Here is a 26,904-nt window from a genome sequence, read left to right on the forward strand (position 1 = left end):
GTCCGTTACAGGCCCAGCACGTCGCCCATGCGATAGCGCCCCGGCGCCTGCCCCGCGAGCCACAGCGCCGCGCGCACCGCGCCGCGCGCGAAGATGCTGCGGTCCTGCGCGAAATGGCCCAGCGTCACCCGCTCGCCCTCGCCCGCGAAGATCACCTCATGATCGCCGATCACCGAGCCGCCGCGCAGGGCCGCCAGCCCGATCGTCCCCTCGGTCCGCGCGCCCACCAGCCCGGCACGGCCATCGACGCGCAGTTCGGACAGCGGATGCCCCCGCCCCGCCGCCGCCGCTTCGCCCAGAAGGAGCGCGGTGCCCGAGGGCGCATCGACCTTGTGCCGGTGGTGCATCTCGGTGATCTCGATATCCCAGTCGCTGCCCAGCCGCGCCGCCGCCTCGCGCACCAGATTGGCGAGCAGCGTGATGCCGAGCGAGGTGTTGCCGGTCTGGAGCACCGCGATGTCCGCCGCCGCCGCGTCGATCGCGGCATGCTGCGCGGGCGACAGGCCGGTGGTCCCGATCACGATCGGGGTGCGCGCCGCGCGGGCGGCCGCCAGATGCGCGTCGAGCGCACCCGCAATCGAGAAATCCACCAGCACATCGGCGCGTGCCGCCAGCGCCGCCGGATCGTCATGCGAGTCGCAGCCCCCCGCCAGCGTGGCGCCCTCGCCCTCGATCAGCTCGGCAATGGCACGGCCCATGCGCCCGGCGCTGCCATAGATACCGATGGCGGTCATGCGGGGATCCCGGCGGAGAAGAGGAAGAAGGTCGTCATGGGAGCGCTCCTTGACACAGGTTGGCGCGCGAAGAAACCGCGTGGCCGTTCCATGCTTCAACGATCCCCAGGCCATAAAGGTTGGCCGTCGGACCTGCCCCGGATTAGAATTGCCGGCCATGACGCCCGACGGCCCTTCCCCTGAATTCGCCTGGACCATTGATGGTCCGCCGCGATGGCGGACTTCGCCGTAGTGACAATAGTGGAGCGCCTGCTGCATGACCGACATCCGCAACATCGTCATCCTCACCGGCGCGGGTATCTCGGCCGAGTCCGGCATCGCCACTTTTCGCGGGCCCGGCGGGCTGTGGGAGGGGCACCGGGTCGAGGATGTGTGCACACCCGAGGCGCTCGCCGCCGATCCGGACCTCGTCCACCTCTTCTATGATCGGCGGCGGGGGGCGCTGGCCGATGTCGTGCCCAATGCGGCGCATGCGGCGCTGGCGCGGCTGGATCGGGCGTGGTCGGGCGAATTGCTGATCGTCACGCAGAATGTCGATGACCTGCACGAGCGGGCGGGGGCGAAGCGGCTGCTGCATATGCACGGCGCGTTGAAACGGGCCCTGTGCGCGGGCTGCGGGGAGCGGTTCGACTGGCAGGACGACCTCCCACCCGGCTCCCCCTGCCCCACCTGTGCCTCGCCCGCGCTTCGCCCCGACATCGTGTTCTTCGGCGAGATCCCCTATCACATGGACCGGATCGAGGCGGCGCTGGCCGAGGCCGATCTGTTCGTGTCGATCGGCACCTCGGGCGCGGTCTATCCCGCCGCCGGGTTCGTGTGGATGGCGCGCGAATATGGCGCGGCGACGCTGGAGCTGAACCTCGATCGCTCGGAGGGAAGCGGCTGGTTCGACGAAAGCCGCCTGGGTCCGGCGGGGCAGCTGGTGCCCGAATGGGTCGAGCAGATGCTCAGCCGGTGACGGGTACGATGACCTCGCGGGCGCGGGGGCCGAGCCGTTCGACCGCCGCATCCTGAAGACCCCGCGCCGTCACCAGGACGCCAAAGGCGCGCGGGTCGGGCTTGTTGAAGAGCAGCGGCTGGCCCAGCGCATCGGCGACCCCGGCCCCCGCCTCGGACGCGATCAGCGCGGCGGCGGCGATGTCCCATTCATTGCCCCAGCGCAGCGTGGCGACCAGATCGGCTTCGTCGGCGGCGACCATCGCGATGCGCAGCGCGATCGAATTGGGCTTGAAGACGGCGACCAGATCGCGGTCCGCCTTGGGCAGCGCATCGACCGGCACCCGCGCACCGGGCATCTGGCGGCAATAGCCCGCACTCAGCGCGCGCCCGTTGCGCGTCGCGCCCTGCCCCGCCTGCGCCAGCCACAGCTCGCCGCGCGCGGGGGCGGCCAGCACGCCGATCACCGGCCGCCCGTCCTCGACCAGCGCGACCGACACCGCCCAGCCCTCGCGCCCCCGGATATAGTCGCGCGTGCCGTCGATCGGATCGACCACCCAGACCCGGCGCGCGGCCAGCCGGTCGGGCTTGTCCGCCGTCTCCTCGGACAGCCAGCCCGCATCGGGGACCAGCGCGGTCAGCCGGGCATGGAGCATCCGGTCGACGTCCAGATCGACCTCGCATACCGGGCTGCCGGGGGTCTTCTCCCATTGGCGGAAATCGGTGCGCCAGCGGGCGAGCGCCATCGCCGCCGCCTCGCGCGCCGCCGCCACGACCGCCGGGATCAGGTCCCGGGCGGGGATCGGGTCAGCCGCCGGCAACCGTCATTCCATCGATGCGCAGCGTGGGCACGTTGACGCCGTAGCGGAACTCCAGATCATGGGCCGGGGTCATGGCGAGGAACATATCCTTCAGATTGCCTGCCACGGTGAACTCCGCAACCGGCTCCGCGATCCGCCCGCCGACGATGCGAAAGCCCGCCGCGCCCCGGCTATAGTCGCCGGTGACGGGATTGACCCCGCTGCCGATCAGCTCGGTCACATAGACGCCGTCGGCGATGTCGCCGATCAGCGTGTCGACCGGCACCCGGCCCGCCGCCATATAGAGGTTGCTGGTCGAAACGCCCGGCGCGCCCGCCGTGCCGCGCGCGGCATGGCCGGTCGGCTCCAGCCCCAGCTGCCGCGCGGAGGCGGAATCGAGCAGCCAGGTCTCCAGCACCCCGTCCTCGACGATCGCGGTCGGCGACACCGCCAGCCCCTCGCCATCGAAGGGGCGCGAGCGCAGGCCGTGCGGGCGGTGCGGATCGTCCTCGATACGAATGCCATCGGCCATCACCCGCTCGCCCAGCCGGTCGAGCAGGAAGCTGGTCCGCCGCGTGATCGACGCCCCCGCGATCGCCGAGACGAGATGCCCGACCAGCGACGATCCGACGCGCGGATCGAACACCACCGGCATCGCGCCGCTCGCCAGCTTGCCGGGGTTCAACCGTGCCACGGTCCGCTCGCCCGCGCGCGCGCCGATCGCCTCGGGGGTTTCGAGCAGGCGACGCAGGCGCGCGCCATGATGCGCATAATCGCGCTGCATGCCCGCGCCCTCGCCCGCCACGACGCTGACCGACAGGCCATAGCCGGTGGCGGCATAGCCCGCCGCGAAACCATGGCTGGTGGCCAGCGCGGTGACGATGCGCGAGGCGGAGGCGCCGCCGCCTTCGGAATTGGTCACGCCCGGCACCGCGCGCGCGGCCTCCTCGGCGGCGAGCGCGGCGGCGCGCAGCGCCTCGGGCGCGACCTCGCCGCCATCGTCCAGGTCGAGCATCGGTGGCGCGCCGTGCAGCAGCCGCTCCTCGGGCGCCAGGCCCGCCCAGCGATCCTCCGGCGCCTCGCGCGCCATCGCGACCGCGCGTTCGACCGCGCGGTCCATCGCATCGCCCGACAGGTCCGAGGTCGAGACGCTGGCCGAGCGCCGCCCGACGAACACGCGCAGGCCCAGTTCCTCGCTCTCCGACCGGCCGACATCCTCCAGCGCGCCCAGCCGTACCGACACCTCCAGCGCGGCATCGGCGGCGAAGATGGCATCGGCGGCATCGGCTCCGGCGGCATGGGCGCGGGCGACGATATCGGCGGCCCGGTCGCGGGCCTGTTCGGGGGTCAACATGCCACAGGACTTAAGGGCGCATGCGCGGCGATGCCAGTCCCCACGAACCCGCCCCCCGTCAGCCGGCCCGCGCCAGCGCCAGTACCGGGCGCGCCGCGACGGCGGGCGCCCGGACCGCCGGTCCGTCCCCGCGCGTCAGCCGGAACTGCGCCACCTCGCGCGCCAGCCCCTCGGCCTCCGCCGCCAGATGACGCGCGGCGGCATGGGCCTGTTCGACCATGGCGGCATTTTGCTGGGTCGATCCGTCCATGTCGGCGACCGCGAGATTCACCTGTTGCAGCCCGGTCGCCTGGCGCTGCGCCGAGGTCGCGATCTCGGCGACGAGCCCGGCAATCTCCTCGATCCGTACCGAAATCGCCTCCAGCGCGCGCCCCGCCTCGCTGACCAGCCCGACACCCATGCCGATCTGCGACGACGAGGTCTGGATACGCTCCTTCACATCCTTAGCGGCGTCGGCCGAACGCTGGGCGAGCGCGCGCACCTCGCTGGCGACGACGGCAAAGCCCTTGCCCGCATCGCCCGCGCGCGCCGCCTCCACCCCGGCGTTCAGCGCCAGCAGGTTCGTCTGGAACGCGATGCCGTCGATGACCGTGATGATCTCGGAAATCTCGCCCGAGGAGCGTTCGATCGCCCCCATGGCATCGACCGCGCGGCGGACGACCTTGCCCGATTCCTGCGTGTCGCGGTGCGCGGCGGTGACCGCCGCGTTGACGCGCGTCGCACCACCGGCCGTCTCGCGGACCCCGGTGGTGATCTCGTCCATCGCCGCCGCCGTCTCCTCCAGGCTGGCCGCCTGCTGCTCGGTACGCTGCGACAGGTCGTCGGACGCCGAGCGGACCTCCGTCGCCCCCGTCCTGACATGGCCCGCCGACGCCGCGACGCGCGACAGGGTCTGGGTCAGCCGCTCCATCGTCGCGTCGAAGGACAGGGCCAGCCCGCGATATTCCACCGGCAGCGTGTTCCCGATCCGGTGCGTCATATTGCCTTCGCCCAGCTGGTCGAGCGCGCAGGCCAGTTCGCGCACCACAATTTCCTGCTTGTCGGCGTTGCTCCGCTCCGCCTGCGCGGCGACGCGGAACACCTCGACCGCCGAGACCATGGTGCCGATCTCGTCGGTGCGCTCGCCCCCGTCGAGTGCCAGCGCCAGGTCGCCGCCCGCCATCCGGCGCATCGCATCGGCGGTCGCCCCGACCGGCCCCAGCACGCCGCGCATGAGATAGACCAGCCCGCCCGCCAGCAACGCGGCGATGACCAGGCCAAGCGCCACCAGGATCGCGATCGTGCTGTGCAGCGACGTCAGGCTGGCATCGGTCACGCGCCCTTGTGCCCGGGTAACGGACGCGACCAGCGTGTCGATGTCGCGGCGATGCGCGGCATAGGCCTGGGTCAGCCGGGCATAGCTCGTCTCGGCCGCAGTGCGGTCGCCGCGCTGGATGGCGGGGATCGTCACATCGTCCAGCTCGGTCCAGAAGCGGTCGGCGTGACGTGCCGCCTGGTCGACGAGCAACGGCTTCAGCCCGTCGCCGATCGCCGACTGCTGCCAGCGCGCGATGCTCGCCCGGAAATCCTTCTCCAGCATGGCCAGCGCGGCCCGGCGCCGGGGCAGCGTTTCCGGATGCTGGACGAGCAGCGTCGCCTCCAGATAGGGCTCGATGATATAGGCGGGCGGCGGCAGGATATCCGCCTGGAGATCGCTGATCTCCTGATTGGCGTCGGCCAGGGGGCCACCGATCCGGATGCGGTCGATCTCGAACCCGGTCACAACCCCGCCCAGCAGCAGCATGGCCATTATGGACAGGCCGCCCACTCGACACTTTTCTATGATATTCAAGAGATTGGCTCCTCACCCTTTCTCCTGATACCAATCAAAACTTAAGATATGTTGTTTCGGCGGTTCAACGACTGCTCATTCCGGGCAATTCCGACGGACCGTCTTTTCCTCAGACCGGGGCCGCGTCGGCGCCCGCGCCGTAATGATGCCAGGTGAAGATCGCCAAGGCGCTGCGATGGGGGCGAAACGCCTCCGCCAGAGCGCGCACCTGCTTTTCCGAGGGCCGCGTGTCGTGGCCCAGGATCCGGCCCATCTCGATCTGCACCGCCAGATCCCCGGCGGGCCAGATATCGGTCCGCCCCTCGGCGAACAGCAGATAGACCTCCGCCGACCAGCGGCCGATGCCCTTCACCGCAACCAGTTGCGCGATCGCCTCTTCGTCATCCTCGGGCAGATTGGCAAGATCGAGGCGGCCGCTCGTCACCTCTTCGGCCAGGCTGCGCAGATAGCCCGCCTTCTGGCGCGAGATGCCCGCGCCCCGCAGCGCCTCGTCGGTGACGCCGTGCATCCGGGTCGGATCGGTCGCGTCGCCCAGCAATTCGTGCAGCCGCCGCCAATGCGCATCCGCCGAGGCGACCGAGACCTGCTGGCCCAATATGGTGCGGACCAGCGTGGCATAGCCGCGCGCGCGGATACGCGGCTCGGGATAGCCGATGCGCGCCACGGCCGCGGCGATGGCGGGCTCGGCGGCGGCCAGCGCGTCGAGACTTTCGCGAATCTGTTCGGCGCTCAGCCCCATGATGCTTGATCCGCGCGTTCAGGCCCGGCAGAGGCGCTTTCGACATCAGGGCCGACAAGGAGAATGGACATGCCCAAGCTTATCGTCGTGACCCGCGACGGGGAAGAACGCGAAATCGACGGCGAGGCCGGTCTGTCGGTGATGGAAGTCATCCGCGATGCAGGCGTCGACGAATTGCTGGCGCTGTGCGGCGGGTGCTGCTCGTGCGCGACCTGCCATGTCCATGTCGATCCCGAATTCGCCGGCACGCTGCCCGCGATCGGACCGGACGAGGACGATCTGCTCGATTCGACCAGCGAGCGCGACGCCACCTCGCGGCTGTCGTGCCAGCTGCCCTTCGGCGAAGCGCAGGACGGGATGCGGGTGCGGATCGCGGCGGAGGACTGACGGCGCATGGCGCGTGAACGTCGAGGGCGGGGTTTCGGCCCCGCCTTTTTTGTTCGCGGAGGCGCGGAGGCGCGGAGATGATGGGTTGGGCCGCGAGGCCATTCCATCCCCTCAGGCCGTCGCAAAGTCTGCCGGTCGTGATGGCGGGCTTCGATCACCCGGAGCCGGACATCTCCGCGCCTCCGCGTCTCCGCGTGAAACCCGTGGCCTTCGACTTCGCTCAGGCTGAACGGAGTTTGGGGATCATAGCCACCCATACCAACATCCGTTCAGCCTGAGCGCAGTCGAAGGCCACGCTCCGCCGTCGACAACGATCCGCTCCGCGCGCAAAAAAAGGCGGCAGGACCAGACCCGCCGCCCCAAGACATCACCGTGCCGCCACCGCATAGAGGGCGATCGCCGCCGCGTTGGAGACGTTCAGGCTCTCCACCTTCGGGCTGATCGGCAGCTTGGCGAGCTCGTCGCAATGCGCCTCGGTATTCTGGCGCATCCCCTCGCCCTCGGCGCCCAGCACGATGCAGATGCGCTGCGTGCCCATCGCCTCGGCCAGCGTCTGGTTCGCATGGCCGGTCAGGCCGATCCGCCAGAAGCCCGCCTCCGCGATCTCCTCCAGCGCGCGGGCGAGGTTGACGACGCGAATCCACGGCACCGTCTCCAGCGCGCCGCTGGCCGAGCGCGCGACCGTGCCCGATTCGGGCGGCGCGTGCCGGTCCTGGGTCACGATCCCCAGCGCGTCGAACGCGGCGGCCGAGCGCAGGATCGCGCCGACATTGTGCGGATCGGTCACCTGGTCGAGCACGACCAGCGGCCGCCGGTCGTCCTGCCCTTCGTGAAGCAGATCGCCCAGCCACATATCTTCCAGCGGATCGACCTCCGCCACCAGGCCCTGGTGCGGCGCGTCGGCGGGGACCAGGCGGCCCAGATCGGCCACATCGGCATAGGTGATCGGCACCACCGGCGGCAGGTCGAGCGCGGCCAGCGCCTCGCGCGTGCCCCAGATCTTGCGCACGGTGCGGTTGGGGTTGGCGAGCGCCGCCGTCACCGCATGTCGCCCCCAGAAGCGCGGGCGGTTGGAAGAAGCCTGGCTGGGGCGATGTCCTCGGCGTGCCATCAGTCGTCGGTATCCGTATATGCAAAGGGGTTGGTCGATGCCGGTTCGGTCGGCACCGGCGGACGCGGCAACGCCTTGTCCGCATTCGCCGCCGCGAGCAAGACCCCCGCGAGCACGACCGAGGCCTGGCGCATGTCCTCCCCCTTCAAATGATCGAAGGTGTCGGCCGAGCTGTGATGGATACGGCTGCCATAGTCGAGCGGGTCCTGGATGAACTGGAAACCCTGTACGCCGACCGCCTGCATGAAGACATGGTCGGTGCCTCCCGTCGTCCGCTGGACGACATTGCCCGCCCCCATCGAGGCATAGGGCGACAGCCATTCCCTCAGCATCGGCACCGCCGCCGGATTGTTCTCGGCATAGAGCCCGCGCAGCTTGCCCGAGCCGTTGTCGATGTTGAAATAGGCCGCCAGATCACCGTAACCCGGCTTGGGCGTGATCGGCCAGCGATTGGTCCAGCCATAATAGCGCTTCAGGCCCGTCTGCGGCGCATCGCCCGGCCGCCCGCGCGTCGCCAGATGCTGCTCGACATAGGCCATCGAACCGAGAATCCCCTGCTCCTCGCCCGACCAGAGCGCGAAGCGGATGGTCCGCCGGGGCCGCTGTCCCGTGGCGGCCAGGATGCGCGCGGCCTCCATCACCATCGCGCTGCCCGCCGCATTGTCCGCCGCGCCGTCGCCTGCGACCCAGCTGTCGAGATGCGCGCCCGCCATCACATAGCCCGCCTTGGGATCGGTGCCGGGGATTTCGGCGATGATGTTATAGGCGTTCTCGTCGCTGTCGTCGTACCGCACGTCGCTCAGCACCTCGATGGTGGGCGCGGGGCCGACCTTGGCGAGCCGTGCGAGGCGGCGATAATCCTCGGCGGCCAGCTCGATCCCCGGCACCGCGGGCGTCTCGCCGCGTCCGAACAGATAGCCCTCGCCATGGAGCAGCTTGCCGTCGCGATAGCTCTGCGTGACATAGGCGACCGCGCCCTCGGCCTTCAGAAAGGCGTCGAGCTTCTGCGCGAAGTCGAGCCGCTTCATCCGGCGATCGGCGCTTTCGGGATCATGCTCGGGCTGGACGTAGAGGTCGAGCTTGGCGATGTCCTCGCCCGACAGGCGGCGGAAGGGCGCGGTGCCGGGTTCGTCGCCGGTGCCGGGCAGCGACACCATCACGATCTTGCCGCGCAACTGGCCGCGCCACTTGTCGAAGTCGCGTTCACGCTTCATCGGCGCGACGATCACCGGCGCTGTCACCGCGCCGTTGGTGGCGGGGGTCCAGGCGATGGGGATCGCGGTCAGCTGCAACGGGCGGGGCGAGACCATCCGCACGCTCGCCCGCTCGATCGACCAGCCGCGCCCGAAGACGAAACCTTCCTTATGGACGTTCTTCAGTCCCCATTTGGCGAATTGCCCGGCGGTCCAGGCTTCGGCGGTGCGCATCGCGGGGCTGTTGGTCATGCGCGGGCCGATCACGTCGGTCAGATGCTGGGCGGTCTGCATCGCCTGGCTGTGATTCATGCCCTCGTCGATGATCCGGTTGGCGGCGGCACGATCCTGGGCGGAGGCGGCGGTGACGGGCAACAGGGCGGCCGCCGCGACGGCGGCGAGCAGGGAAACGCGCATCGAAATGAAAACCCCCAGGTAACTGATATGGGACAGAGGCTATGTCCCGGTCCCGGGCGATGCAAGCGAGTGATCGCACATTCCGGCCAAAAAACCCGCAAAACGGCGTTGACAGCCGTGCTTTGCTTCGGCATTTGGCGCGCCTCGCTCCGATGGAGTGACACCCCGGAAGGGTGGCCGAGTGGTTAAAGGCAGCAGACTGTAAATCTGCCCGCGTGAGCGTACACTGGTTCGAATCCAGTCCCTTCCACCATCCCCGCCGATCGGCTAGGGTCGATAGCGGCGCTGGATCCGAGCGGGTATAGCACAATGGTAGTGCAGCAGCCTTCCAAGCTGAATACACGGGTTCGATTCCCGTTACCCGCTCCATTCCCCCTCACCGTGCATCAGCCTGCGAAGCCGAATAATTTGCCGTTCGCTGCTTGACGTTGACGTAAAGGGCCGTCACTCCGCCCGTTCACCGGACGAGAGGATTTGCGCCATGGCATCGGTCAATTTCGACATCCCCCACGAACTGGGCCATGCCGAGGCGCGCCGCCGGATCGAACAGGGCCTGCCCAAGCTGGAATCCAAGATTCCCGGCGGCGGACAGGTTTCCTCGGAATGGATCGCCGACGACCGGCTGATGCTGACCATCATCGCGATGGGACAGACGGTGAAGGCCGACATGGCGGTCGCCGACCGTGCGATCACCGGCACCGTCACGATCCCGATGATGCTGTCGATGATGGCGGGCCCGATCGGCGAGTTCGTGAAGACCAGCGCCGAAAAGATGCTGGCCAAGGGCTGATCGCCCGAAAGGTTCCTCCGCGAATTCGGTGACGGCCAGCCCCGTGGCGGGGCAGCACTTCCCCCTTGCCCGACCGCGCACGACACGCCACCATTTCGCGGACATGCCTACCCTTCCCGCCGTCGCCACCATCGCCCAGACCATCCAGCTGTCGCTGGCCCCCGTCTTCCTGCTCGCCGCCATCGGACAGTTGCTGAACGTGCTGGCGGGGCGGCTGGCGCGGGTGATCGACCGGGCGCGCGGGCTGGAGATGATGATCCACAAGATCGATCACGGCCCCGACCTGCTGCGCCACAAATGGGAGTTGCGGCTGCTCGACCGGCGCATGTCGATCATCAACGCCGCGCTGTTCCTGGCGGTGTCGAGCGCGGTCATGGCCTGCATCGTGATCGCGGTGCTGTTCATCGCCAATCTCGGCAAATTCCATATCGGCACCTGGATCGCGCTGGCCTTCATCCTGTCGGTCAGCCTGCTGACGCTGTGCCTGATCGCCTTCATGGTCGAGGTGCGCATCTCGCTGCGCGCGATCCATGTCCGCAAGGAGATACTGGATTGATCGCCGAGCGTCGCGCGCTGCAGGCGGTGGTCGCGATCGCCTGTCTGGTGCCGCTGTCGATCGGGGGGATCAGCGTCGTCAGGGGCCCCGGCTGGCTGGGCCATGCGCCGTCGATCCCGACCGATCTCGACAGCCAGTTCCGCTATGTCTCGGGCATCTTCCTGGGCCTGGGGCTCGCCTTCGTCACCTGCGTCCCCGCGATCGAGCGCAAGGGCGCACGCTTCCGCCTGCTGGGCGCGCTGGTGATCGCGGGCGGCATGGCGCGGGGACTGTCCTGGGCGATGGTCGGCGCGCCCTCGACCGGCCATCGTCTGGGGCTGGCGATGGAACTGGGCGTCGTCCCGCTCCTGATGCTGTGGCAGGCCCGCATCGCACGCCGCCGTCGCTGATCGATCCGCAGCGTCGCGATACGGGCCGGCGGCCGCGCGACGACCGCCCCGTTCCATGCCGACGGGTCAAAGCGACGCCATCGCCCCCGGCTTCAGCAGATCGAGGATCGCCGCCGTCGTCGCCACCGCGCCGGTCACGATCGAGGGCTCGGGCGCGATCCTGAACTGGGGCGAATGGTGCGACGCGATCGCCGGCCCGCCCGCCTTCGCCGCCGCCAGCGCCTCGGCAGGCGTGCCGCCGACCGACAGATAATAGCCGCGCACCCCGCTGTCCGGCTGGACCAGATAGGCGAAGTCCTCCGCCCCCATCCCCTTCTGCTCGAACGGCGTGACATGATCCGCTCCGAAGGTCGCCGCCATCACCGCGTTCAGCCTTTTGGCGAGCGCCGCGTCGTTGATCGTCGTCGGCGTCCCCTCGGTCACGGTCACCACCGGCATCTTGTCCTCGGGCATCCCGTTCATCACGCCCACCCCGCGCGCGACCCGCTTGATACCCGCCAGCAGCCGCGCCCGCTCCGCCTCGTCATTGGCGCGCACCGTCACCTGGAGCTTCGCCTGGTCGGAGATGATGTTGTGCTTGAGCCCGGCATGGAAGGAGCCCACCGTGATGACCCCGGGCTTGAGCGGCTGCTGCTCGCGGCTGATCAGCCCCTGGAGCGCCACGACCAGTTGCGAGGCCATATAGACCGGATCCTTGCCCATATGCGGGCTCGCCCCGTGCGCGCCGATGCCCGGCACCGTGATGTCGACCGAATCGGACGAGCTGTACTGGATCCCCTCCGACGCCGACACGGTGCCCGCCGCGCGCTCGGCATCGACATGGAAGGCGACCGCGTAATCGGGCTTGGGGAAGCGGCTATAGAGACCGTCCGCCACCATCGCCTTGGCCCCGCCGACGCGTTCCTCGGCGGGCTGGACGATGAAGACCACCGTGCCCCGCCAGCGGTCCTTCAACGCCGCCAGCCGCCGCGCGGTCGCCACCATCGCGGTGATGTGCGTGTCATGGCCGCAGGCGTGCATCACCGGCGCCTCCACTCCGTCCACGCCCACCTGTCGCACGGTCGAGGCATTGGCGAGCCCCGATTTCTCCTCGACCGGCAGCCCGTCCATGTCGGCGCGCAGCAGCACGACCGGCCCCGCGCCGTTCTTCAACACGCCGACCACGCCGGTCCCGCCGACCTTCTCGGTCACGACCATGCCCGGCACCGCGCGCAGCTCGGCGGCCATGCGCGCGCCGGTCTTCACCTCGCGAAAGGACAGTTCGGGGTTGCGGTGGAACCAGTCCCAGAGCTTGCCCAGGTCGCGGTCGTAATCCGCCTTCACCGCGGCGGCATAATCGGGCTCGGCAAGCGCGGGCGCGGCGGTCAGCAGAAGCGCGGCGGCGATGACGTGGTGCATGGATTCCCCTTTTTCACGATTTTGCCCGATGCTAACCCAGATCGACGGGTGACGAAACGGGAACAGATACCCATATTCGCACCCATGGCGATCCAGATCCGCACCACCCTCGACGAGCCCGAAACCGGGGTCAGCTTCATTCCCCACCGCCCGTCGCGCCCCGAAAAGGCCGAAGGCGGCAAGCGCTTCGAGCTGGTGACGGACTATACGCCGAACGGCGACCAGCCCGCCGCGATCCGGGAACTGACCGCGGCGGCGCGCGCTGGCGACAAGGACCAGGTGCTGCTGGGCGTCACCGGATCGGGCAAGACCTTCACCATGGCGAAGGTGATCGAGGAGTTGCAGCGCCCCGCGCTGATCCTGGCGCCCAACAAGATCCTGGCGGCGCAGCTCTATGGGGAGTTCAAGAACTTCTTCCCCAACAACGCGGTCGAATATTTCGTCAGCTATTACGACTATTACCAGCCCGAAGCCTATGTGCCCCGGTCGGACACGTACATCGAGAAGGAAAGCTCGATCAACGAGTCGATCGACCGGATGCGCCACTCGGCCACGCGCGCGCTGCTGGAGCGGGACGACGTCATCATCGTCGCCTCGGTGTCGTGCCTCTACGGTATCGGCTCGGTCGAGACCTATTCGGCGATGATCTTCGACCTGAAGAAAGGCCAGAGCGTCGACCAGCGCGAGATCATCCGCAAGCTGGTCGCGCTCCAATACAAGCGCAACGATGCCGCTTTCATGCGCGGCAATTTCCGGGTGAAGGGCGACAATCTCGAAATCTTCCCGTCGCACTATGAGGATTCGGCCTGGCGCGTGTCCTTCTTCGGCGACGAGATCGAGGAGATCGTGGAGTTCGACCCGCTGACCGGCAAGAAGGTCGCGAGCCTCAACTCGGTGCGAATCTACGCCAACAGCCACTATGTGACGCCCGGCCCGACGATGAAGCAGGCGGTCGAGGCGATCAAGTTCGAGCTGGCCGAGCGGCTGAAGGAGCTGGAGATCGAGGGCAAGCTGCTGGAACGCCAGCGGCTGGAGCAGCGCACCAATTTCGACCTGGAGATGATCGCCGCCACCGGCAGCTGCAACGGCATCGAGAATTACAGCCGCTTCCTGACCGGCCGCCTGCCCGGCGAGCCGCCGCCCACCCTGTTCGAATATCTGCCCGAAAACGCCGTGCTGTTCGTCGACGAGAGCCATGTCACGATCGGCCAGATCAACGGCATGTCGCGTGGCGACCATCGGCGCAAGATCACGCTGGCGGAGTATGGCTTCCGCCTGCCCTCCGCGATCGACAACCGGCCGCTGCGCTTCAACGAATGGGACGCGATGCGCCCGCAGACGGTCAGCGTCTCGGCCACGCCCGGCAACTGGGAGATGGAGCAGACAGGCGGCGTCTTCGTCGAACAGGTCATCCGCCCCACCGGGCTGATCGACCCGCCGGTCGAGATCAAGCCGGTCGAGGAACAGGTCCAGGACCTGATCATCGAGGCGCGCAAGACGACCGAACTCGGCTATCGCACCCTCGTCACCACGCTGACCAAGCGGATGGCCGAGGACCTGACCGAATATATGCACGAAGCGGGGATCAAGGTCCGCTACATGCACTCCGATGTCGAGACGCTGGAGCGTATCGAGCTGATCCGCGACCTGCGGCTGGGCGTGTACGACGTGCTGATCGGCATCAACCTGCTGCGCGAGGGGTTGGATATTCCCGAGTGCGGGCTGGTCGCGATCCTCGACGCGGACAAGGAAGGCTTCCTGCGCTCCGAAACCTCGCTGATCCAGACGATCGGGCGCGCGGCGCGCAACGTCGATGGCCGCGTGATCCTGTACGCCGACCGGATCACCGGGTCGATGGAACGCGCCATGTCCGAGACGTCACGGCGTCGCGAGAAGCAGATGGCCTATAATGCCGAACATGGCATCACGCCGCAGACGATCCGCCGCCAGATCGGCGACATCATCGCGCATGTCGCCAGCGGCGATCAGGTGACGGTGCCGATCGATGAGGACCGTCCGCACATGGTCGGCCACAATCTGCGCGCCTATATCGAGGAACTCGAAAAGAAGATGCGCAAGGCCGCCGCCGACCTCGAATTCGAGGAAGCGGGCCGGTTGCGCGACGAGATCCGGCAGCTGGAGAATGAGGAACTGGGCCTGCCCGTCCATGAGAAGAAGGCCCCGATCATGGGCCGCTCCAACGAGGGCAAGCCGGGAACCCGCAAGACGCGGTTCGGTAAGAGCAAGAAATTCGCGAGCGGGCGCAAGGCGAACTGATCGAAGGGGCAATCGCCCCATGAGGCACGCATCCCGCTTCCTCAAACCCGCCCCTCCCGCAAGCGGGAGGGGATGGGGGAGGGCCCGCGCCGCAAGGGCTCAAGGTCAGGACTGTTCGTGACCCCAACGCGGTTACCGCAGGGACCCCAGGCCGCGTCAGGGCCGATCGATACTCAGTAATGCCTTCTCTCCCTCGCCCCTCGCAGAGGGGAGAGGGTTGCGCAGACTTGGCCTTTGCGAGAGCAAAGGCTTAGTCGGAGCTGGGTGAGGGGTGGGCGCTCGCTCGGCGAGCGCGCGAGCCCCTGGGCTCGCTCGCCCCCTCGCCCAAGCTGGACCTGTTTGGCCTATGCCCCTCCCCAACCCCTCCCCCTGCCGGGAGAGGGGCTATCGGGTCACGCGGGGCGAAAGGCGTCGGGGCGTATCGATGGCCATCACGCGGGCATTCGGAAAAGGCGAACGCCTGCGGGAACCCCCGCAAACCGCTCCTCCGCCCCCTCACCCCAGGTCGAGATTCTCCGTCGTCACGCCATAATAGCCCGCCACCCGGTCGGCATAGGCCTGGTCGAAGATCGGTGCGTTGTTGGCCCAGCTTGGGCCGCCTTCCAGCAGGCGGCGGTCGACGGTGATGACATATTGGTCGTTCACCGGATCGAACTGCAACAGGCTGAACGGCACCGGGTAGAAGCTCTTGCCTATGCCCAGGAACCCGCCCAGTGCCAGCACCGCATGCGTCGCGCGGCCCGATCGCTTGTGGACCATGAAGGAATAGACGCTGCCGATCGTGTCGCCGTCGCGGCTCTCCAGCTTCAGCGTCCCCGCGACATTGGACTGGACCAGGATCAGGGTCGGCGTATCGTGATCGGCCATTCTTAACCTCCGTTTATCGCCCTTCAAACCCGCCAGGGCGAGGCCGGGTTCCGGTGCCCGCCGCAACGGCACGGCCTGCCGCAGCACGGGGTTGAGCGATAGTTGATGCTCGACCATAGGCTGGGGGCGATGCGTCGCTTGTCCCTTGCTCCCCTCGCCACGACGATGGTCGCGGCGGCCGCCCTGTCGGGCTGTATCCCCGCCACCCGCCCCGAGGCCGCTCCGCCGGTCCGTCACACGCCCCGCCCGGCTCCGCAGCCGCCCGCCCCGCGCCCCGTGCTGGGCTCCGACTGGCGCGATTGGCCGCTGACGCCCGGCGACTGGCGCTATCGGCGCACCGCGCAAGGGTCGACCGCGGTGTTCGGTACGGCGGGGGTCACGCGGCTGGCGCTGACCTGCGATCCGCGCACCCGCCAGATCAGGCTGGATCGCCCCGCCTCGGTCGCCGGGAGCATCACCGTCCGCACCTCCAGCACGACCAAGATATTGACCGCGCGCGCCGTCGCGACGGGGGCGGAAATCCTGCTCCCCGCCGCCGACCCGCTGCTCGACGCCATGGCGTTCAGCCGGGGGCGGTTCACGATGGAGCAGGCAGGCCAGGTGCCGCTCGTCATCCCCGCCTATGCCGAGATCGGACGCGTGATCGAGGATTGTCGGGGCTGAGTCCCGGCCGTTTGGCGGGCGCAAGATGCTCGGCCAAACATCGTTGCATTACAAGTCTTGTTTATCGACTTTCGACTACGCACATTGCGGTTGCGCACTTTGAAAGGGCGCGTTGGCTATCCACTAGCGAAAGGAGGTGATCCGATGTCTCATGGTTCAGCAAGGGGGTCGGTTCAGTTCGTTCGGGGGGCCGGTCTCTGACATCGATGGATGCGGTCCGGGGGGTATTCTCCCCCAATCAACGGCCGTGTCCGATGTCATGAGGCCCGCATGGTCTCCCGGGCTGGAGCTCTCCGGCCGCTGACCATGTTTAGGGGTTGCCGGGGCCGTCGTGATGACGTCCCGGCAGCCTCTTTTCATTTCTGGGGCAGACGGGACGGCGGCGTCCGTGTCACGGCCTTGCCGGAGCTGGGTCCTGCATCACCAGCCGCAATGGCCTGTCGCCGGGCACCAGCAGGGACGGCACATCCTCGCCCGCCCGCACCAGCACCTGATCGACCGGAATCGCATCGTCGCTCTCACCCGCGATGAACGCCTGAACCAGCCGCTCGCCCCTTTGCGGCACGAAGCCCGGCGGGATCGCCAAAGGCCGCCGGTTCATCGCCGCCAGCCAGTCGGGGCGCCCCTTCACCATCCGGGCGGCGGGATGATAGACCTGCAGGTCGACCGCACCGGCATATCGGCCGACGGTGACGGGATGGTCGTTGTCGAACAGGATCGTCGATCGATCATAACCCTTCGCCGCCAGGGCCTGGCGGGCAAGCCCGGTGTCACGCCCCATTTGCGGCCCCAGGGTCACCTGATCGACGGTCAGCGGATCGATGCCGGTCTTCGCCTTCAACCGGGTCGCCATCCAGCTATACGTCCCTTCGTCCCAGCCTTGGATCGGCCGCTCCGTGACATGGCTGAAACCGACATAGACGAAGAATTTGGCCCTGGGATCGGCCGCCAGCGCCTGCGCCAGGTGATTGGCCTGTGCCTCTTCCCGCCGCGCGATGCTCTCGGCGCGGCTCGTTCCACCGCCCCGCTCCGCCTGGGTGATCTCATAGGCCAGCGGGCGATAGCCGAGCGACAGCGACTGGCGGACGAAATCGGCGAACACGGGGTCGCGTGTATAATAGCCCGTACCGCTGAGCGTCGGATAACCGCTTTTCGCCAGGCGGGTCATGGCGGCCTGCGTTCCGTCGCTGACGAAGGTCTCCGCCGCCAGCACCGAATAGCCCAGCGGCCGAAGCGCCCGCGCCACCTCTAGCGCAAAGGCCCGATGCCGGGGAACGCCGTGATTCTCGTTGAGGATGACCACGCGCGTCCGGGCCGCCCGCGCGACGATCTCGGCGAGGGCGTCGCGCGGGGTCGCGGCGGCGACCCGCTCCGCTATCGCCCGAGCCTCGGCGTCCTCGGCTGGTGCGGGCTCGGCCTCAACGGGTTCGGCCGTCATCAGCGTCCGCATTTCCAGCCACTGGCCGTGGACGAAACCCGGCTTCGCCTTGCCGGCCGAATCGAAAGCCAGCGGCCGAAGCCGCTCGGCGGCATCGAGATAGCGTCCTTTCCCCAGCAGCTGCGACGCCGCGTTCGCCGCCTCCAGATCCGCCTGCGTCGCGCCATCCTGTGCCATCGCGGCGGTGGAGAGCATCATCAACACCACCACCGCCGCGCGCATGCTCATTCCGCCCTTTCCTCGCGATACTTCATTTCCAGGAAGCGTCCGCGCGTCGACAGGCTGTCGAGATCGGCCTGGGCCAGACGCTGGGTCATGTCGCCAATCTCCTGTTCGATCAGCTTCAATCCGTCGACCAGCTGCGCATCCGGCGTCCGCCCGTTGCGCTCGACCCGGCGGAGCGGCTCGGGCACGCGCTCATAATCGCGCAGAAAGGCGGGCAGCTGCTCGCCGATCAGGCGGCGGACCTCCATCGCCTCGGTGGTGTCGTTGTCGACCCCGGTGAGCTGCGGCGACAGCGTGTCGAGCCGCTGGCCGATCCGGTCGACCAGTTGCACAGCGGGCGCGGGCAGCAAGGGGCGCTGCGCCTCCAGCCAGCGTTCGGTCTGGGCGGGCAGCGCCTTGATATCGACCTGCGCCAGCCTGGCCGGGCTGGGCGCGCGCGCGGCCGGAGCCAGGGCGATCGCCAGCGTCACCGCGATCATCAGCATCATCGCCGCCAGCGCCCCGAAAATGCCGATCCCGCCGGGCAGGATCAGCCCGGTCACCATCGCCGCGATCAGGATGACGGCATTGGCGACCGCGATCAGGATCACGCGTTGCAGGGCCGAGCGCGCGCGGCGGCGCACCCGCTTGACGGTCTGCTGCGCGGACCCGCGATAATCCTGCGAGATGCGCGCCATCACTTCGCGCGCACGCTCGATCTGGGCATCGACCTCGTTCGAGCGGGGTGTGGTCACGACCTTACAGCGCCTCCAGCTTGAGCGACGACGATGCGCCGCCGGTCAGTTGCGGGTTCTGCGCCCCCTCGGCCCGCGCGATATAGCCCTTCGACTTCTCGACCTCGTTGCCCAGCGTCGTCACGGTGGTCTTCATCGAATCGAGCGCCTTCAACTTGAAGCTGTCGATCGCGTCCATCGTGTCGTAGATATTCTGGAAGGCGCGTTGCAGCGTTTCCAGCGGGATGGTCGAGGCCGCCGCCTGCTCATGAATCTGCGCGGTCTGGCTGCGCAGCAGCTTGCCGGTCGAATCGATGATATTGGCGGTGGTCGAGTTGAGCGCGGTGATCTGGTCGAGCACCAGCTTCTGGTTGGCCAGCGCCTGCGCCACGGTGACCGCGGTGCGCAAAGCCGAGACGGTGGTGGTCGAGGCGCGGTCGACGCCCTTCACCAGCTCGACATTGTTCTTCTTGACCAGATCGAGCGCCAGATAGCCCTGCACCGTGACCGCCATCTGGGTCAGCAGGTCCTGGGTCCGCTGGCGCGTGTAGAACAAGGCGGTCTCGCGGATCGCCTTGGCCTTGGCGGGATCGGTGTGATCCAGCTCGTTGGCCGTATCCTCCAGCTTGGCGTCCATCGTCTTGGACAGATGGATCATCTGCTCCAGCCGCCCCATCGCCGACCACAGGTTCGCCCGCTCGGTATCGATCGCGGCATTGTCCATCAGCAGTTCGTCGCGGCCCGAGGACAGGCTCTTCAGGATCGCGGCGATATGCGTCTGCGACGAGCGATAGCCGTCGAAATAGTCGCGCATCTTGTTGCCGAAGGGCAGGATGCCGAGCAGCTTGCGCGGAGCCGAGAGATTGCCCTGGCGACCGGGATCGAGGCTTTCGACCACGCGGCGCAACTCGGTCAGGTCCTTGCCCACGCCGGTCTCGCCGTCCATCGCCTTGACCGGGCGGTCGAGGAAGCGGTTGGACTGGCTGGCGGCCTCGCGGATTTCCTTCTGCCCCATGGCGGTGATCGCATCGACGCGGCGGCCGAATTCGGGGCTGTTGACGTCCTGCGCGATCAACTCGGCGACGAAGCCGTCGACCTTCTGCTCCAGCTGGCTGCGGGTCTTCTCATCGACCGGGACCAGCCCCGCGGCCTGGGACGGCGCCACCGTCGGCACGGGATCGGGTGGCGTCAGGGTCAGCCCCTTTTCCCCGGTCACAGTCTCGGCGGTCGTGGCCATTACGCGTCTCCAAATACCTTGCCGCCTAGTGTGGAGGGGATGGCCGCGCGGTTCAAGTGTATTAACCGCATAATACTATGCGACGCGTTTTCCATCTGTTCGACGGGATCAACGAAACCGATGCGGCAAGGCTTCGTTGGATGGCGGCGGCCCGGCTTCTCCGGATGGCCTGCCGATCATGCAGGATGGCGACGACACTCCCGCCCGGTCCAGCCGACCGAGGGCCGAGCCGAGTTATACCCTGCCTGGCCCCTGCCGGTCGCCCGACCGGCGGGGGTCCTTTTCGAAAGGCCCCGCCCGCCCCTCAGGCGTCGAACAACCCGTCCTGCGCCCCCACCGGCGGGTTCAGCCCCAGATGCTTCCACCCGCCCGCATTCAGGATACGCCCCCGCGCCGTCCGCGCCAGCAGGCCGAGCTGGATCAGATAGGGCTCGATCACCTCCTCGATCGTGTCGCGCGGCTCGGACAGTCCGGCGGCGAGCGTTTCCACCCCCACCGGGCCGCCGCGATAGACATCGGCGATCATCGTCAGATAGCGCCGGTCCATCGCATCCAGCCCCAGCGAGTCGACCTCCAGCCGGTTGAGCGCCTGGTCGGCGGCGGCGGCATGGACGATCTCATGCCCCGCCACTGTCGCGAAGTCGCGCACCCGGCGCAGCAGCCGCCCCGCGATACGCGGCGTCCCGCGCGACCGGCGCGCGACCTCGACCGCGCCGTCCTCGGCGATGGGCAGGTCGAGCAGCCGCGCGGCGCGGGTCACGACGCGGGTCAGCTCGGCGACCGTATAGAATTGCAGGCGCACCGGAATGCCGAATCGATCGCGCAAGGGGGTGGTCAGCAGCCCCTGGCGCGTCGTCGCCCCGACCAGCGTGAAGCGCGGCAGGTCGATCCGTACCGAGCGCGCCGACGGCCCCTCGCCGATCATCAGGTCGAGGACGCGGTCCTCCATCGCGGGGTAGAGGACTTCCTCGACCGCGGGTTGCAGGCGGTGGATCTCGTCGATGAACAGGACGTCGCCATCCTCGAGATTGGTGAGCAGCGCGGCGAGATCGCCCGACTTGGCGATGACCGGGCCCGAGGTCGCGCGGAACCCCACCCCCATCTCGCGCGCGATGATCTGCGCCAGCGTCGTCTTGCCCAGCCCCGGCGGGCCGAAGAACAGCACATGGTCCAGCGCGTCGCCGCGCCCCTTCGCCGCCTGGATGAAGACGCGCAGATTGTCGCGTGCGGCCTGCTGGCCGACAAACTCGTCCAGGCTCTTGGGGCGGAGCGCGGCGTCGACATCCTCGGGACGGCGGCTGGCGGACAGAAGACGGTCTTGGTCGGTCACGACACGCGCCCTAGCGGCTGGACGGCGTGGCTGTCGAGCAGCGGAAGAAAGGCAGAAACGGCGAACATTGCACGAACATAGCAGCCTGTGGCCGACAGGGACAGCCATGGCGTCACCGGCTGTGCGGCCCGGCCCGTTGCGCTTGCCTCATGTGGCGGACTTTCGCCGCAAATCGCGCTAGACTGGCGGGCATGCCGCACGACCTCTTCCTGGCCACGTCCATTCCGCCCGCGCTGGAACTGGCGCTTGCCGAGCGCTTCCAGCTTCACCGCGACGACGCCCCGCCCTCGACCCGCGCGATCGTCGGCGGCGGGATGATGACGGTCGACCAAGCGCTGCTCGACCGGCTGCCCGCGCTGGAGATCATCGCGGTGCACGGCGTCGGCCATGACCGGATCGACCGCGAGGCGGTGGCCGCGCGCGGCATCTGCATCGCGATCACCCCCGATGCGCTGACCGAGGATGTCGCCGACCAGGCGATCGCGCTGTGGCTGGCGGTCGAGCGGCGGGTCGCCGCCAACGACCGTGCGATGCGGATGGGCAACTGGACGGTGCCGCTGGGCCGACGCGCGAGCGGGCGGCGGATCGGCATCTTCGGGCTGGGCCGGATCGGCCAGGCGATCGCCCGGCGCGCCGAGCCCTTCGCCAGCGAGATCCTCTACACCGCCCGCTCGGCCAAGCCCGTGCCATGGCGCTTCGTTCCCGACCCGGCGACGCTGGCGGCGGAGAGCGACGTGCTGATCCTCGCCGCGCCGGGCGGGGCGGACACGCACCATCTGGTCGATGCGGCGATGCTCGACCGGCTGGGGCCGGAGGGGGTGATCGTCAATATCGCGCGCGGCAGCCTGATCGACGAGGAGGCGCTGATCGCCGCGCTGGAGGCGCACCGGATCGCGGGTGCGGGGCTGGACGTGTTCGCCGAGGAACCCGACGTGCCCTATGCGCTGCGCCGGATGAACCATGTCGTGCTCGCCCCGCATCAGGGCAGCGCCACACGCGAGGCGCGGGCCGAGATGGCGGCGATGGTGGTCGCCAATCTGGAGGCGCATTTCGCGGGACGCGAGCCGCCGGGGTTGCTGGGTTGAACCCCTATTTGGCCGCCTTGCGCAGCGCCAGCCGCACCAGCGCATCGAGGGTCGCGCCCGCCCCCAGTTCCTCCTCGGCCGAAGCCACCGCCGCGCTCGCCTCGGCGGGACGGAAGCCCAGGTTGAGCAGCGCCGACACCGCATCCGCGCCCGCCCCGACCGGCGTCGCCGCACCGCCGCCCGATCCGGGCGCCAGGACGATGCCGCCGACCTTGTCCTTCAACTCCATCACGATCCGCTGCGCCAGCTTCGGCCCGACGCCATTGGCGCGCGCGACCATCGCCTTGTCGCCGCTGGCGATCGCGCGCATCAGGTCGGCGGGCTCCAGCGCCGACAGGATGGCCAGCGCCACCCGCGACCCCACGCCCTGCACCCCGGTCAGCAACCGGAACCAGTCCCGCTCGTCCGCGCTGGCGAAACCGACGAGGCGGATCGAATCCTCCGATACCAGCATCTCGGTATGCAGCATCGCCGCCTCGCCCACCGGGCCGATCGAGGATAGCGTGCGCGCCGAGGCGCCGACCAGATAGCCGACCCCCCCGACATCGATCACCGCATGGTCGATGCCGGTGGAGTCCAAACGTCCCTTGAGATGCGCGATCATGGCGACGGATTAGAACAAAACGGGGGTTTCGTCACGCCCCTCGCCGATGTTGCTGGTGGAACGGGTTCACGCGAAGCCGCGATGGCGCGAAGAAGGTTTGTGCGCGCAGAGGCGCGGAGGGCGCAGAGACGGCGTCCTGTTGGGCGAAGCCCAGGCTATACCATCAACCGTAGAGATAAGGAGGGCCGCTGGCGCGGCATACCAACCATCTCTGCGTCCTCTGCGCCTCCGCGCGAACAAATCCTTCTCTTCTTCGCGTCATCGCGGCTTCGCGCGAACCCACACCCCTTAAAAAGCAGAAGTCCGCCGCTGCATCGCCCGCGCGCTGGCCAAATGGTGGGCATGGGTGATCGCCACCGCGAGCGCGTCCGCCGCGTCCGGCCCCGCCAGCTTCACGCCGGGGAGCAGGTGGCCGACCATCGCCTGCACCTGTTTCTTGTCCGCGCCGCCGGTGCCGACCGTCGCCTTCTTGACGATGCTCGGGTGATATTCGCCGACGATCAGCCCGGCCTGCGCCGCCGACAACAGGACGATGCCGCGCGCTTGGCCCAGTTTCAGCGTGGATTGCGCGTTGCTGTTGCCCAGCACCTCTTCCACCGCCGCGCCGTCGGGCTGCTGCTGGCGGATCACGTCGTAGAGCGCGGCGTGCAGGTTCGCGAGGCGGCGCGGCAGCGGCATCGACGGCTCGGTCTTGATCTGGCCGTTGGCGACATGGCGCAGGCGGTTGCCCTCCGCCGCGATCACCCCCCAGCCGGTGGTGCCGAGACCGGGGTCGAGGCCGAGGATGATGGCGGGGGGTAGGGTCATGACGGGCTTTCGGGAGGGGTTATCTTGCGCGTGGCTTGCCCCTCCACCACGCGGCCATGCCGCGCGGTCCCCCTCCCCAAGCCGAGCTTGGGGAGGAATAGGGGTTAGCCGAGCTTTTCCATCACTTCGTCGGAGACTTCGTAATTGCCCCAGACGGTCTGGACGTCGTCGTCGTCATCCAACGTGTCGATCAGCTTGAACAAAGTAGCCGCCGCCGCTTCGTCGACCGCGACCATGGTCTGCGGACGCCAGGCGAGCTTGGCGCCTTCCGCCTCGCCCAGCACGGGCTCCAGCGCCTTGGCGACTTCATGCAGATCGGCCTGCGCCGTCCAGATCTCGTGGCCGTCCTCGGTGGAGGTCACGTCCTCGGCCCCGGCTTCCAGCGCCGCCTCGAACACCTTTTCGGCGTCGCCCGCGCTGGCGGGATAGTTGATCAGGCCCATCCGGTCGAAGCCGTGGCTGACCGAGCCGGCGGTGCCCAGATTGCCGCCATTCTTCGACACCGCGGTGCGCACATTGGTCGCGGTGCGGTTGCGATTGTCGGTCAGCGCCTCGATGATCAGGCTGACGCCGCCGGGGCCGAAGCCCTCATAGCGGATTTCCTCGTAATTCTCCCCGTCGCCGCGCGAGGCCTTGTCGATGGCGCGGGCGATATTGTCCTTGGGCATCGAGGCCGCCTTGGCCGCGTTGACGGCGGCGCGCAGACGCGGATTCATGTCCGGGTCGGGCGTGCCCATCTTGGCCGCGACGGTGATTTCGCGGGAAAGCTTGGAAAATGCCGCCGAGCGCTTCTTATCCTGCGCGCCCTTGCGGTGCATGATGTTCTTGAATTTGCTGTGGCCTGCCATCGGTGCCTCGTAAAATGATCGCGCTCTCTACGACCGCGCAAGGGCTTTTGCCAACCCGTCGATCTTCGCCTCCAGCGAGTCGAGTCGTTCGACGACCGCGCTGTCCAGCTTGTGATGCAGTCGTAATATGTCGATCTCGGCGCGCAAATTGGTGCGATAGTCGAGACTGGCGGCCAGCCGATCCTTGGCCGATTGCCGGTTCTGGCTCATCATGATGACCGGCGCCTGGATCGCCGCCAGCGTCGAGAGCATCAGGTTGAGGAAGATGTACGGATAGGGATCGAAGACCAGCCCGAAATGGCCGAGCACGTCCGAGTTCAGCAACATCCACCCCAGCAGGATCACCGAAAAGGTGATGATGAAGCCCCAGCTGCCACCGACCGCCGCCACCCGGTCGGCCAGTTTCTCGCCCCAGGTCGAGCTTTCGTCCGCGACATCGGCGGCGTCGCGGGTGCTCAGCTGGCCCGACTCGATGTCGGCGATGACCTGGCGTTCTTCCTCGTCCAGTTCGTGCGCGGGCTTGCCCAGCGTACGGCGGGCGATTTCGGCGGCGGTCGACAGGGCCATGTTCGGTCGCTCCCTCGGGGAATCAAATGCCTTGCTCCTTGGGGCGTTGATCGGCCAAACGCCAGAGTCATGACGGTACGCGTGGATATGGGAACCGATGAGCGTGGCTCGTCGGTGCCGATCGATCTTGAGGAACTGCTGGCGACCCGCCTGCTGGTGCAGGGCAATTCGGGATCGGGAAAGTCGCATCTGCTGCGCCGCCTGCTCGAGAAATCGGCGGGCCAGGTGCAACAGGTGGTGATCGACCCGGAGGGCGATTTCGTCACGCTTTCCAAGGCTTATGGCCATGTCGTGATCGAGGCGGGCGACTATGCCGAGCGCGAGGTCGGGCGGTTCGGCGCGCGGATTCGCGAACACCGCGCCTCGGTGGTGCTGAGTCTCGAGGGACTCGAGATCGAGGGACAGATGCGCTGCGCCGCGACGTTCCTGAACGCGCTGTTCGATGCGCCGCGCGAGCATTGGTATCCCGCGCTGGTCGTGGTCGACGAGGCGCAGCTCTTCGCCCCCACCACCGGCGGCGAAGTGTCGGAGGAGGTCCGCCGCGCCTCGCTGTCCGCCATGACCAATTTGATGTGTCGTGGGCGCAAGCGTGGCCTCGCGGGGGTGATCGCGACCCAGCGACTCGCCAAGCTGGCCAAGAACGTCGCGGCCGAGGCGTCCAACTTCCTGATGGGCCGCACCTTCCTCGACATCGACATGGCCCGCGCCGCCGACCTGCTGGGCATGGAGCGGCGCCAGGCCGACTCGATCCGCGATCTGGCGCGCGGCACCTTCCTGGCGCTGGGGCCCGCCGTCTCGCGGCGGCCGATCACGGTGAAGATCGGCGCGGTCGAGACCTCGGCGCGGTCGGGCAGCCCCAAGCTGACCCCCCTGCCCGACGCGCCGCCGCCCGATTTGCAGGAACTGCTCTTCGCGCCGGTCGAGGAAGCGCCGACCCTACCCATGACCTTCGACCCGCGCCCGCGCCGGGTGCCCGCCGAGGAACTGATGGCCGATCTCGGGCGCCCGCCCTTGCCCACCACCGCCGCGCCGCCCGCGCCGGAAATGGACGAGGGCGAAGTCGAGGCGATCTACGAACAGGTGCTGCGCGCGATCGTCGAGGACCCCGAATCGACCTTCCGCCCCGCCTCGGTCCTGTTCCAGGATTTCCAGGTGCGCTGCCGGATGGCGGGGCTCGCGCGGCCGCCGCTCGACCTGAACGGCTTTGCCCGGCGGCTGTCCTGCGCGCGGGCGGGGATTTTCGATGTGAACGATCCCGACTGGCAGGAGGCGCTGGCGCTGGCCGGGATGCTGCCCGACGACATGCTGGGCGCGTTCCTGCTCGTCGCACGCGCGGCGCGGGAGGGCCTGCCCTGCCCGCCGGATACCAAGATCGCCGAGACCTATGGCACCAGCTCGCTAGGCCGGGTGAAGCGGCTGATCGCCTATATCGAGAGTCGCGACCTGTTCGTGTGCCGCACCGATCTGACGGGGAAGCGGTCGATCACGATCCCGCGGCTGGGCTGGACGACCCAGGCGGCGGAGATGGGGTGAGGGTTTGCCCTTGGCCTTCGACTTCGCTCAGGCTGAACGGAAGTTGGGGAAGGGCAATCCTTCATATTGTCGCGA

Annotated in this window: 26 protein-coding genes and 2 tRNA genes; 11 read left to right on the top strand and 17 right to left on the bottom strand. The window is 68.4% G+C overall.

The features are described 5' to 3' along the window. Nucleotides 1-5: 5 nt before the first annotated feature. Nucleotides 6-734: a 4-hydroxy-tetrahydrodipicolinate reductase gene (dapB, locus tag QE385_RS07800; RefSeq protein WP_307100650.1), complete on the bottom strand. Its 729-nt coding sequence runs from the start codon at nt 732-734 to the stop codon at nt 6-8. A 256-nt stretch (nt 735-990) separates the two neighbouring features. Between dapB and QE385_RS07805 the strand changes: the two genes are divergently transcribed. Beyond that, complete coding sequence (locus tag QE385_RS07805; protein WP_307100653.1) at nt 991-1,692, top strand: NAD-dependent deacylase; 702 nt, start codon at nt 991-993, stop codon at nt 1,690-1,692. Here the strand turns inward: QE385_RS07805 and QE385_RS07810 are convergent. From QE385_RS07810 to QE385_RS07825, 4 genes are all read right to left on the bottom strand, one after another. Beyond that, a complete protein-coding gene (locus tag QE385_RS07810) occupies nt 1,682-2,491 on the bottom strand; it encodes a 3'(2'),5'-bisphosphate nucleotidase CysQ (protein WP_307100655.1) in 810 nt (269 codons plus the stop codon). The two genes, QE385_RS07805 and QE385_RS07810, sit on opposite strands and share 11 nt — an antisense overlap. Continuing rightward, complete coding sequence (locus QE385_RS07815) at nt 2,478-3,824, bottom strand: TldD/PmbA family protein (RefSeq protein WP_307100656.1); 1,347 nt, start codon at nt 3,822-3,824, stop codon at nt 2,478-2,480. The genes QE385_RS07810 and QE385_RS07815 overlap by 14 nt, the downstream gene beginning before the upstream one ends. A gap of 58 nt (nt 3,825-3,882) precedes the next feature. Next, nucleotides 3,883-5,613 carry a methyl-accepting chemotaxis protein gene (locus tag QE385_RS07820; protein WP_307100658.1) on the bottom strand — a complete coding sequence of 577 codons (1,731 nt, stop codon included), beginning with the start codon at nt 5,611-5,613 and terminating at the stop codon, nt 3,883-3,885. 151 nt (nt 5,614-5,764) lie between these two features. Next, nucleotides 5,765-6,394 carry a DNA-3-methyladenine glycosylase gene (locus QE385_RS07825; RefSeq protein ID WP_307100661.1) on the bottom strand — a complete coding sequence of 210 codons (630 nt, stop codon included), beginning with the start codon at nt 6,392-6,394 and terminating at the stop codon, nt 5,765-5,767. Between the two features lie 69 nt (nt 6,395-6,463). Here QE385_RS07825 and QE385_RS07830 point away from each other — a divergent pair, with 69 nt between their 5' ends. Then, a complete protein-coding gene (locus QE385_RS07830; protein ID WP_307100663.1) occupies nt 6,464-6,781 on the top strand; it encodes a 2Fe-2S iron-sulfur cluster-binding protein in 318 nt (105 codons plus the stop codon). Between the two features lie 367 nt (nt 6,782-7,148). Here the strand turns inward: QE385_RS07830 and rlmB are convergent, their stop codons facing one another. Both rlmB and QE385_RS07840 read right to left on the bottom strand, forming a co-directional pair. Then, nucleotides 7,149-7,892 (bottom strand): 23S rRNA (guanosine(2251)-2'-O)-methyltransferase RlmB, encoded by a 744-nt coding sequence (gene rlmB / locus QE385_RS07835; protein ID WP_307100665.1) that lies wholly within the window; start codon nt 7,890-7,892, stop codon nt 7,149-7,151. Then, complete coding sequence (locus tag QE385_RS07840) at nt 7,892-9,502, bottom strand: M20/M25/M40 family metallo-hydrolase (protein WP_307100667.1); 1,611 nt, start codon at nt 9,500-9,502, stop codon at nt 7,892-7,894. Before QE385_RS07840 ends, rlmB begins: the two co-directional genes overlap by 1 nt. Before the next feature lie 167 nt (nt 9,503-9,669). Between QE385_RS07840 and QE385_RS07845 the strand changes: the two genes are divergently transcribed. From QE385_RS07845 to QE385_RS07865, 5 genes are all read left to right on the top strand, one after another. After that, nucleotides 9,670-9,755 (top strand) — tRNA-Tyr (locus QE385_RS07845). Nucleotides 9,756-9,797: 42 nt separating this feature from the next. Then, nucleotides 9,798-9,871 (top strand) — tRNA-Gly (locus tag QE385_RS07850). Between the two features lie 112 nt (nt 9,872-9,983). Continuing rightward, entirely contained in the window at nt 9,984-10,292 is a 309-nt protein-coding gene (locus QE385_RS07855) for a polyhydroxyalkanoic acid system family protein (protein WP_307100668.1), read from the top strand. A gap of 103 nt (nt 10,293-10,395) precedes the next feature. Beyond that, complete coding sequence (locus QE385_RS07860) at nt 10,396-10,848, top strand: DUF2721 domain-containing protein (protein WP_307100671.1); 453 nt, start codon at nt 10,396-10,398, stop codon at nt 10,846-10,848. After that, the gene (locus QE385_RS07865; protein ID WP_307100673.1) at nt 10,845-11,237 is read left to right on the top strand and encodes a DUF4345 domain-containing protein; all 393 of its coding nucleotides are present in this window, start codon (nt 10,845-10,847) and stop codon (nt 11,235-11,237) included. The genes QE385_RS07860 and QE385_RS07865 overlap by 4 nt, the downstream gene beginning before the upstream one ends. 66 nt (nt 11,238-11,303) lie before the next feature. On the opposite strand, the gene QE385_RS07870 is transcribed toward QE385_RS07865, so the two are convergent. Continuing rightward, nucleotides 11,304-12,635, bottom strand: coding sequence for an amidohydrolase (locus QE385_RS07870; protein ID WP_307100676.1), 1,332 nt, complete (start codon nt 12,633-12,635; stop codon nt 11,304-11,306). 84 nt (nt 12,636-12,719) lie between these two features. Here QE385_RS07870 and uvrB point away from each other — a divergent pair, with 84 nt between their 5' ends. Beyond that, nucleotides 12,720-14,912 carry an excinuclease ABC subunit UvrB gene (gene uvrB / locus QE385_RS07875; RefSeq protein WP_307104620.1) on the top strand — a complete coding sequence of 731 codons (2,193 nt, stop codon included), beginning with the start codon at nt 12,720-12,722 and terminating at the stop codon, nt 14,910-14,912. 495 nt (nt 14,913-15,407) lie between these two features. Here the strand turns inward: uvrB and QE385_RS07880 are convergent, their stop codons facing one another. Next, nucleotides 15,408-15,779, bottom strand: coding sequence for a PRC-barrel domain-containing protein (locus QE385_RS07880; RefSeq protein ID WP_307100678.1), 372 nt, complete (start codon nt 15,777-15,779; stop codon nt 15,408-15,410). A 129-nt stretch (nt 15,780-15,908) separates the two neighbouring features. Between QE385_RS07880 and QE385_RS07885 the strand changes: the two genes are divergently transcribed. Continuing rightward, a complete protein-coding gene (locus QE385_RS07885) occupies nt 15,909-16,442 on the top strand; it encodes a hypothetical protein (RefSeq protein ID WP_307100679.1) in 534 nt (177 codons plus the stop codon). 391 nt (nt 16,443-16,833) lie between these two features. On the opposite strand, the gene QE385_RS07890 is transcribed toward QE385_RS07885, so the two are convergent. The 4 genes from QE385_RS07890 to ruvB all read right to left on the bottom strand — a co-directional run bounded on the left by QE385_RS07890 (nt 16,834) and on the right by ruvB (nt 21,385). Then, a complete protein-coding gene (locus QE385_RS07890; RefSeq protein ID WP_307100681.1) occupies nt 16,834-18,108 on the bottom strand; it encodes a hypothetical protein in 1,275 nt (424 codons plus the stop codon). After that, nucleotides 18,105-18,839 carry a hypothetical protein gene (locus tag QE385_RS07895; protein ID WP_307100682.1) on the bottom strand — a complete coding sequence of 245 codons (735 nt, stop codon included), beginning with the start codon at nt 18,837-18,839 and terminating at the stop codon, nt 18,105-18,107. The genes QE385_RS07890 and QE385_RS07895 overlap by 4 nt, the downstream gene beginning before the upstream one ends. A 4-nt stretch (nt 18,840-18,843) precedes the next feature. Beyond that, nucleotides 18,844-20,055 (bottom strand): toxic anion resistance protein, encoded by a 1,212-nt coding sequence (locus QE385_RS07900; RefSeq protein WP_307100684.1) that lies wholly within the window; start codon nt 20,053-20,055, stop codon nt 18,844-18,846. Between the two features lie 304 nt (nt 20,056-20,359). After that, a complete protein-coding gene (gene ruvB, locus QE385_RS07905) occupies nt 20,360-21,385 on the bottom strand; it encodes a Holliday junction branch migration DNA helicase RuvB (protein ID WP_307100686.1) in 1,026 nt (341 codons plus the stop codon). A 182-nt stretch (nt 21,386-21,567) separates the two neighbouring features. Here ruvB and QE385_RS07910 point away from each other — a divergent pair, with 182 nt between their 5' ends. Next, nucleotides 21,568-22,470, top strand: a complete 903-nt coding sequence (locus QE385_RS07910; protein WP_307104622.1) for a 2-hydroxyacid dehydrogenase — start codon at nt 21,568-21,570, stop codon at nt 22,468-22,470. Nucleotides 22,471-22,474: 4 nt separating this feature from the next. Here the strand turns inward: QE385_RS07910 and ruvA are convergent, their stop codons facing one another. The 4 genes from ruvA to QE385_RS07930 form a co-directional block, all read right to left on the bottom strand. Beyond that, nucleotides 22,475-23,074, bottom strand: a complete 600-nt coding sequence (ruvA, locus tag QE385_RS07915) for a Holliday junction branch migration protein RuvA (RefSeq protein ID WP_307100688.1) — start codon at nt 23,072-23,074, stop codon at nt 22,475-22,477. 288 nt (nt 23,075-23,362) lie between these two features. Next, nucleotides 23,363-23,881, bottom strand: coding sequence for a crossover junction endodeoxyribonuclease RuvC (gene ruvC, locus QE385_RS07920; RefSeq protein WP_307100690.1), 519 nt, complete (start codon nt 23,879-23,881; stop codon nt 23,363-23,365). A gap of 104 nt (nt 23,882-23,985) precedes the next feature. Beyond that, the gene (locus QE385_RS07925; protein ID WP_307100692.1) at nt 23,986-24,729 is read right to left on the bottom strand and encodes a YebC/PmpR family DNA-binding transcriptional regulator; all 744 of its coding nucleotides are present in this window, start codon (nt 24,727-24,729) and stop codon (nt 23,986-23,988) included. 27 nt (nt 24,730-24,756) lie between these two features. Continuing rightward, nucleotides 24,757-25,296 carry a DUF1003 domain-containing protein gene (locus QE385_RS07930; RefSeq protein ID WP_307100694.1) on the bottom strand — a complete coding sequence of 180 codons (540 nt, stop codon included), beginning with the start codon at nt 25,294-25,296 and terminating at the stop codon, nt 24,757-24,759. 69 nt (nt 25,297-25,365) lie between these two features. Between QE385_RS07930 and QE385_RS07935 the strand changes: the two genes are divergently transcribed. After that, nucleotides 25,366-26,829 carry an ATP-binding protein gene (locus tag QE385_RS07935; protein WP_307100696.1) on the top strand — a complete coding sequence of 488 codons (1,464 nt, stop codon included), beginning with the start codon at nt 25,366-25,368 and terminating at the stop codon, nt 26,827-26,829. The last annotated feature ends 75 nt before the right edge of the window (nt 26,830-26,904 follow it).

Source organism: Sphingomonas sp. SORGH_AS_0950 (assembly GCF_030818415.1).
Classification (GTDB): Bacteria; Pseudomonadota; Alphaproteobacteria; order Sphingomonadales; family Sphingomonadaceae; genus Sphingomonas.

Excerpts from the sequence above, each read along its gene's own strand:
- QE385_RS07860 (WP_307100671.1), top strand. The coding sequence starts at position 10,396 with ATGCCTACCCTTCCCGCCGTCGCCACCATCGCCCAGACCATCCAGCTG.
- QE385_RS07870 (WP_307100676.1), bottom strand. The coding sequence starts at position 12,635 with ATGCACCACGTCATCGCCGCCGCGCTTCTGCTGACCGCCGCGCCCGCG.
- QE385_RS07815 (WP_307100656.1), bottom strand. The coding sequence starts at position 3,824 with ATGTTGACCCCCGAACAGGCCCGCGACCGGGCCGCCGATATCGTCGCC.
- rlmB (WP_307100665.1), bottom strand. The coding sequence starts at position 7,892 with ATGGCACGCCGAGGACATCGCCCCAGCCAGGCTTCTTCCAACCGCCCG.
- QE385_RS07900 (WP_307100684.1), bottom strand. The coding sequence starts at position 20,055 with ATGGCCACGACCGCCGAGACTGTGACCGGGGAAAAGGGGCTGACCCTG.
- ruvC (WP_307100690.1), bottom strand. The coding sequence starts at position 23,881 with ATGACCCTACCCCCCGCCATCATCCTCGGCCTCGACCCCGGTCTCGGC.
- ruvA (WP_307100688.1), bottom strand. The coding sequence starts at position 23,074 with ATGATCGCGCATCTCAAGGGACGTTTGGACTCCACCGGCATCGACCAT.
- QE385_RS07820 (WP_307100658.1), bottom strand. The coding sequence starts at position 5,613 with ATGGCCATGCTGCTGCTGGGCGGGGTTGTGACCGGGTTCGAGATCGAC.
- QE385_RS07830 (WP_307100663.1), top strand. The coding sequence starts at position 6,464 with ATGCCCAAGCTTATCGTCGTGACCCGCGACGGGGAAGAACGCGAAATC.
- QE385_RS07840 (WP_307100667.1), bottom strand. The coding sequence starts at position 9,502 with ATGCGCGTTTCCCTGCTCGCCGCCGTCGCGGCGGCCGCCCTGTTGCCC.
- QE385_RS07925 (WP_307100692.1), bottom strand. The coding sequence starts at position 24,729 with ATGGCAGGCCACAGCAAATTCAAGAACATCATGCACCGCAAGGGCGCG.
- QE385_RS07825 (WP_307100661.1), bottom strand. The coding sequence starts at position 6,394 with ATGGGGCTGAGCGCCGAACAGATTCGCGAAAGTCTCGACGCGCTGGCC.
- QE385_RS07885 (WP_307100679.1), top strand. The coding sequence starts at position 15,909 with ATGCGTCGCTTGTCCCTTGCTCCCCTCGCCACGACGATGGTCGCGGCG.
- QE385_RS07855 (WP_307100668.1), top strand. The coding sequence starts at position 9,984 with ATGGCATCGGTCAATTTCGACATCCCCCACGAACTGGGCCATGCCGAG.
- QE385_RS07930 (WP_307100694.1), bottom strand. The coding sequence starts at position 25,296 with ATGGCCCTGTCGACCGCCGCCGAAATCGCCCGCCGTACGCTGGGCAAG.
- dapB (WP_307100650.1), bottom strand. The coding sequence starts at position 734 with ATGACCGCCATCGGTATCTATGGCAGCGCCGGGCGCATGGGCCGTGCC.
- QE385_RS07935 (WP_307100696.1), top strand. The coding sequence starts at position 25,366 with ATGACGGTACGCGTGGATATGGGAACCGATGAGCGTGGCTCGTCGGTG.
- uvrB (WP_307104620.1), top strand. The coding sequence starts at position 12,720 with ATGGCGATCCAGATCCGCACCACCCTCGACGAGCCCGAAACCGGGGTC.
- QE385_RS07805 (WP_307100653.1), top strand. The coding sequence starts at position 991 with ATGACCGACATCCGCAACATCGTCATCCTCACCGGCGCGGGTATCTCG.
- QE385_RS07890 (WP_307100681.1), bottom strand. The coding sequence starts at position 18,108 with ATGAGCATGCGCGCGGCGGTGGTGGTGTTGATGATGCTCTCCACCGCC.
- QE385_RS07880 (WP_307100678.1), bottom strand. The coding sequence starts at position 15,779 with ATGGCCGATCACGATACGCCGACCCTGATCCTGGTCCAGTCCAATGTC.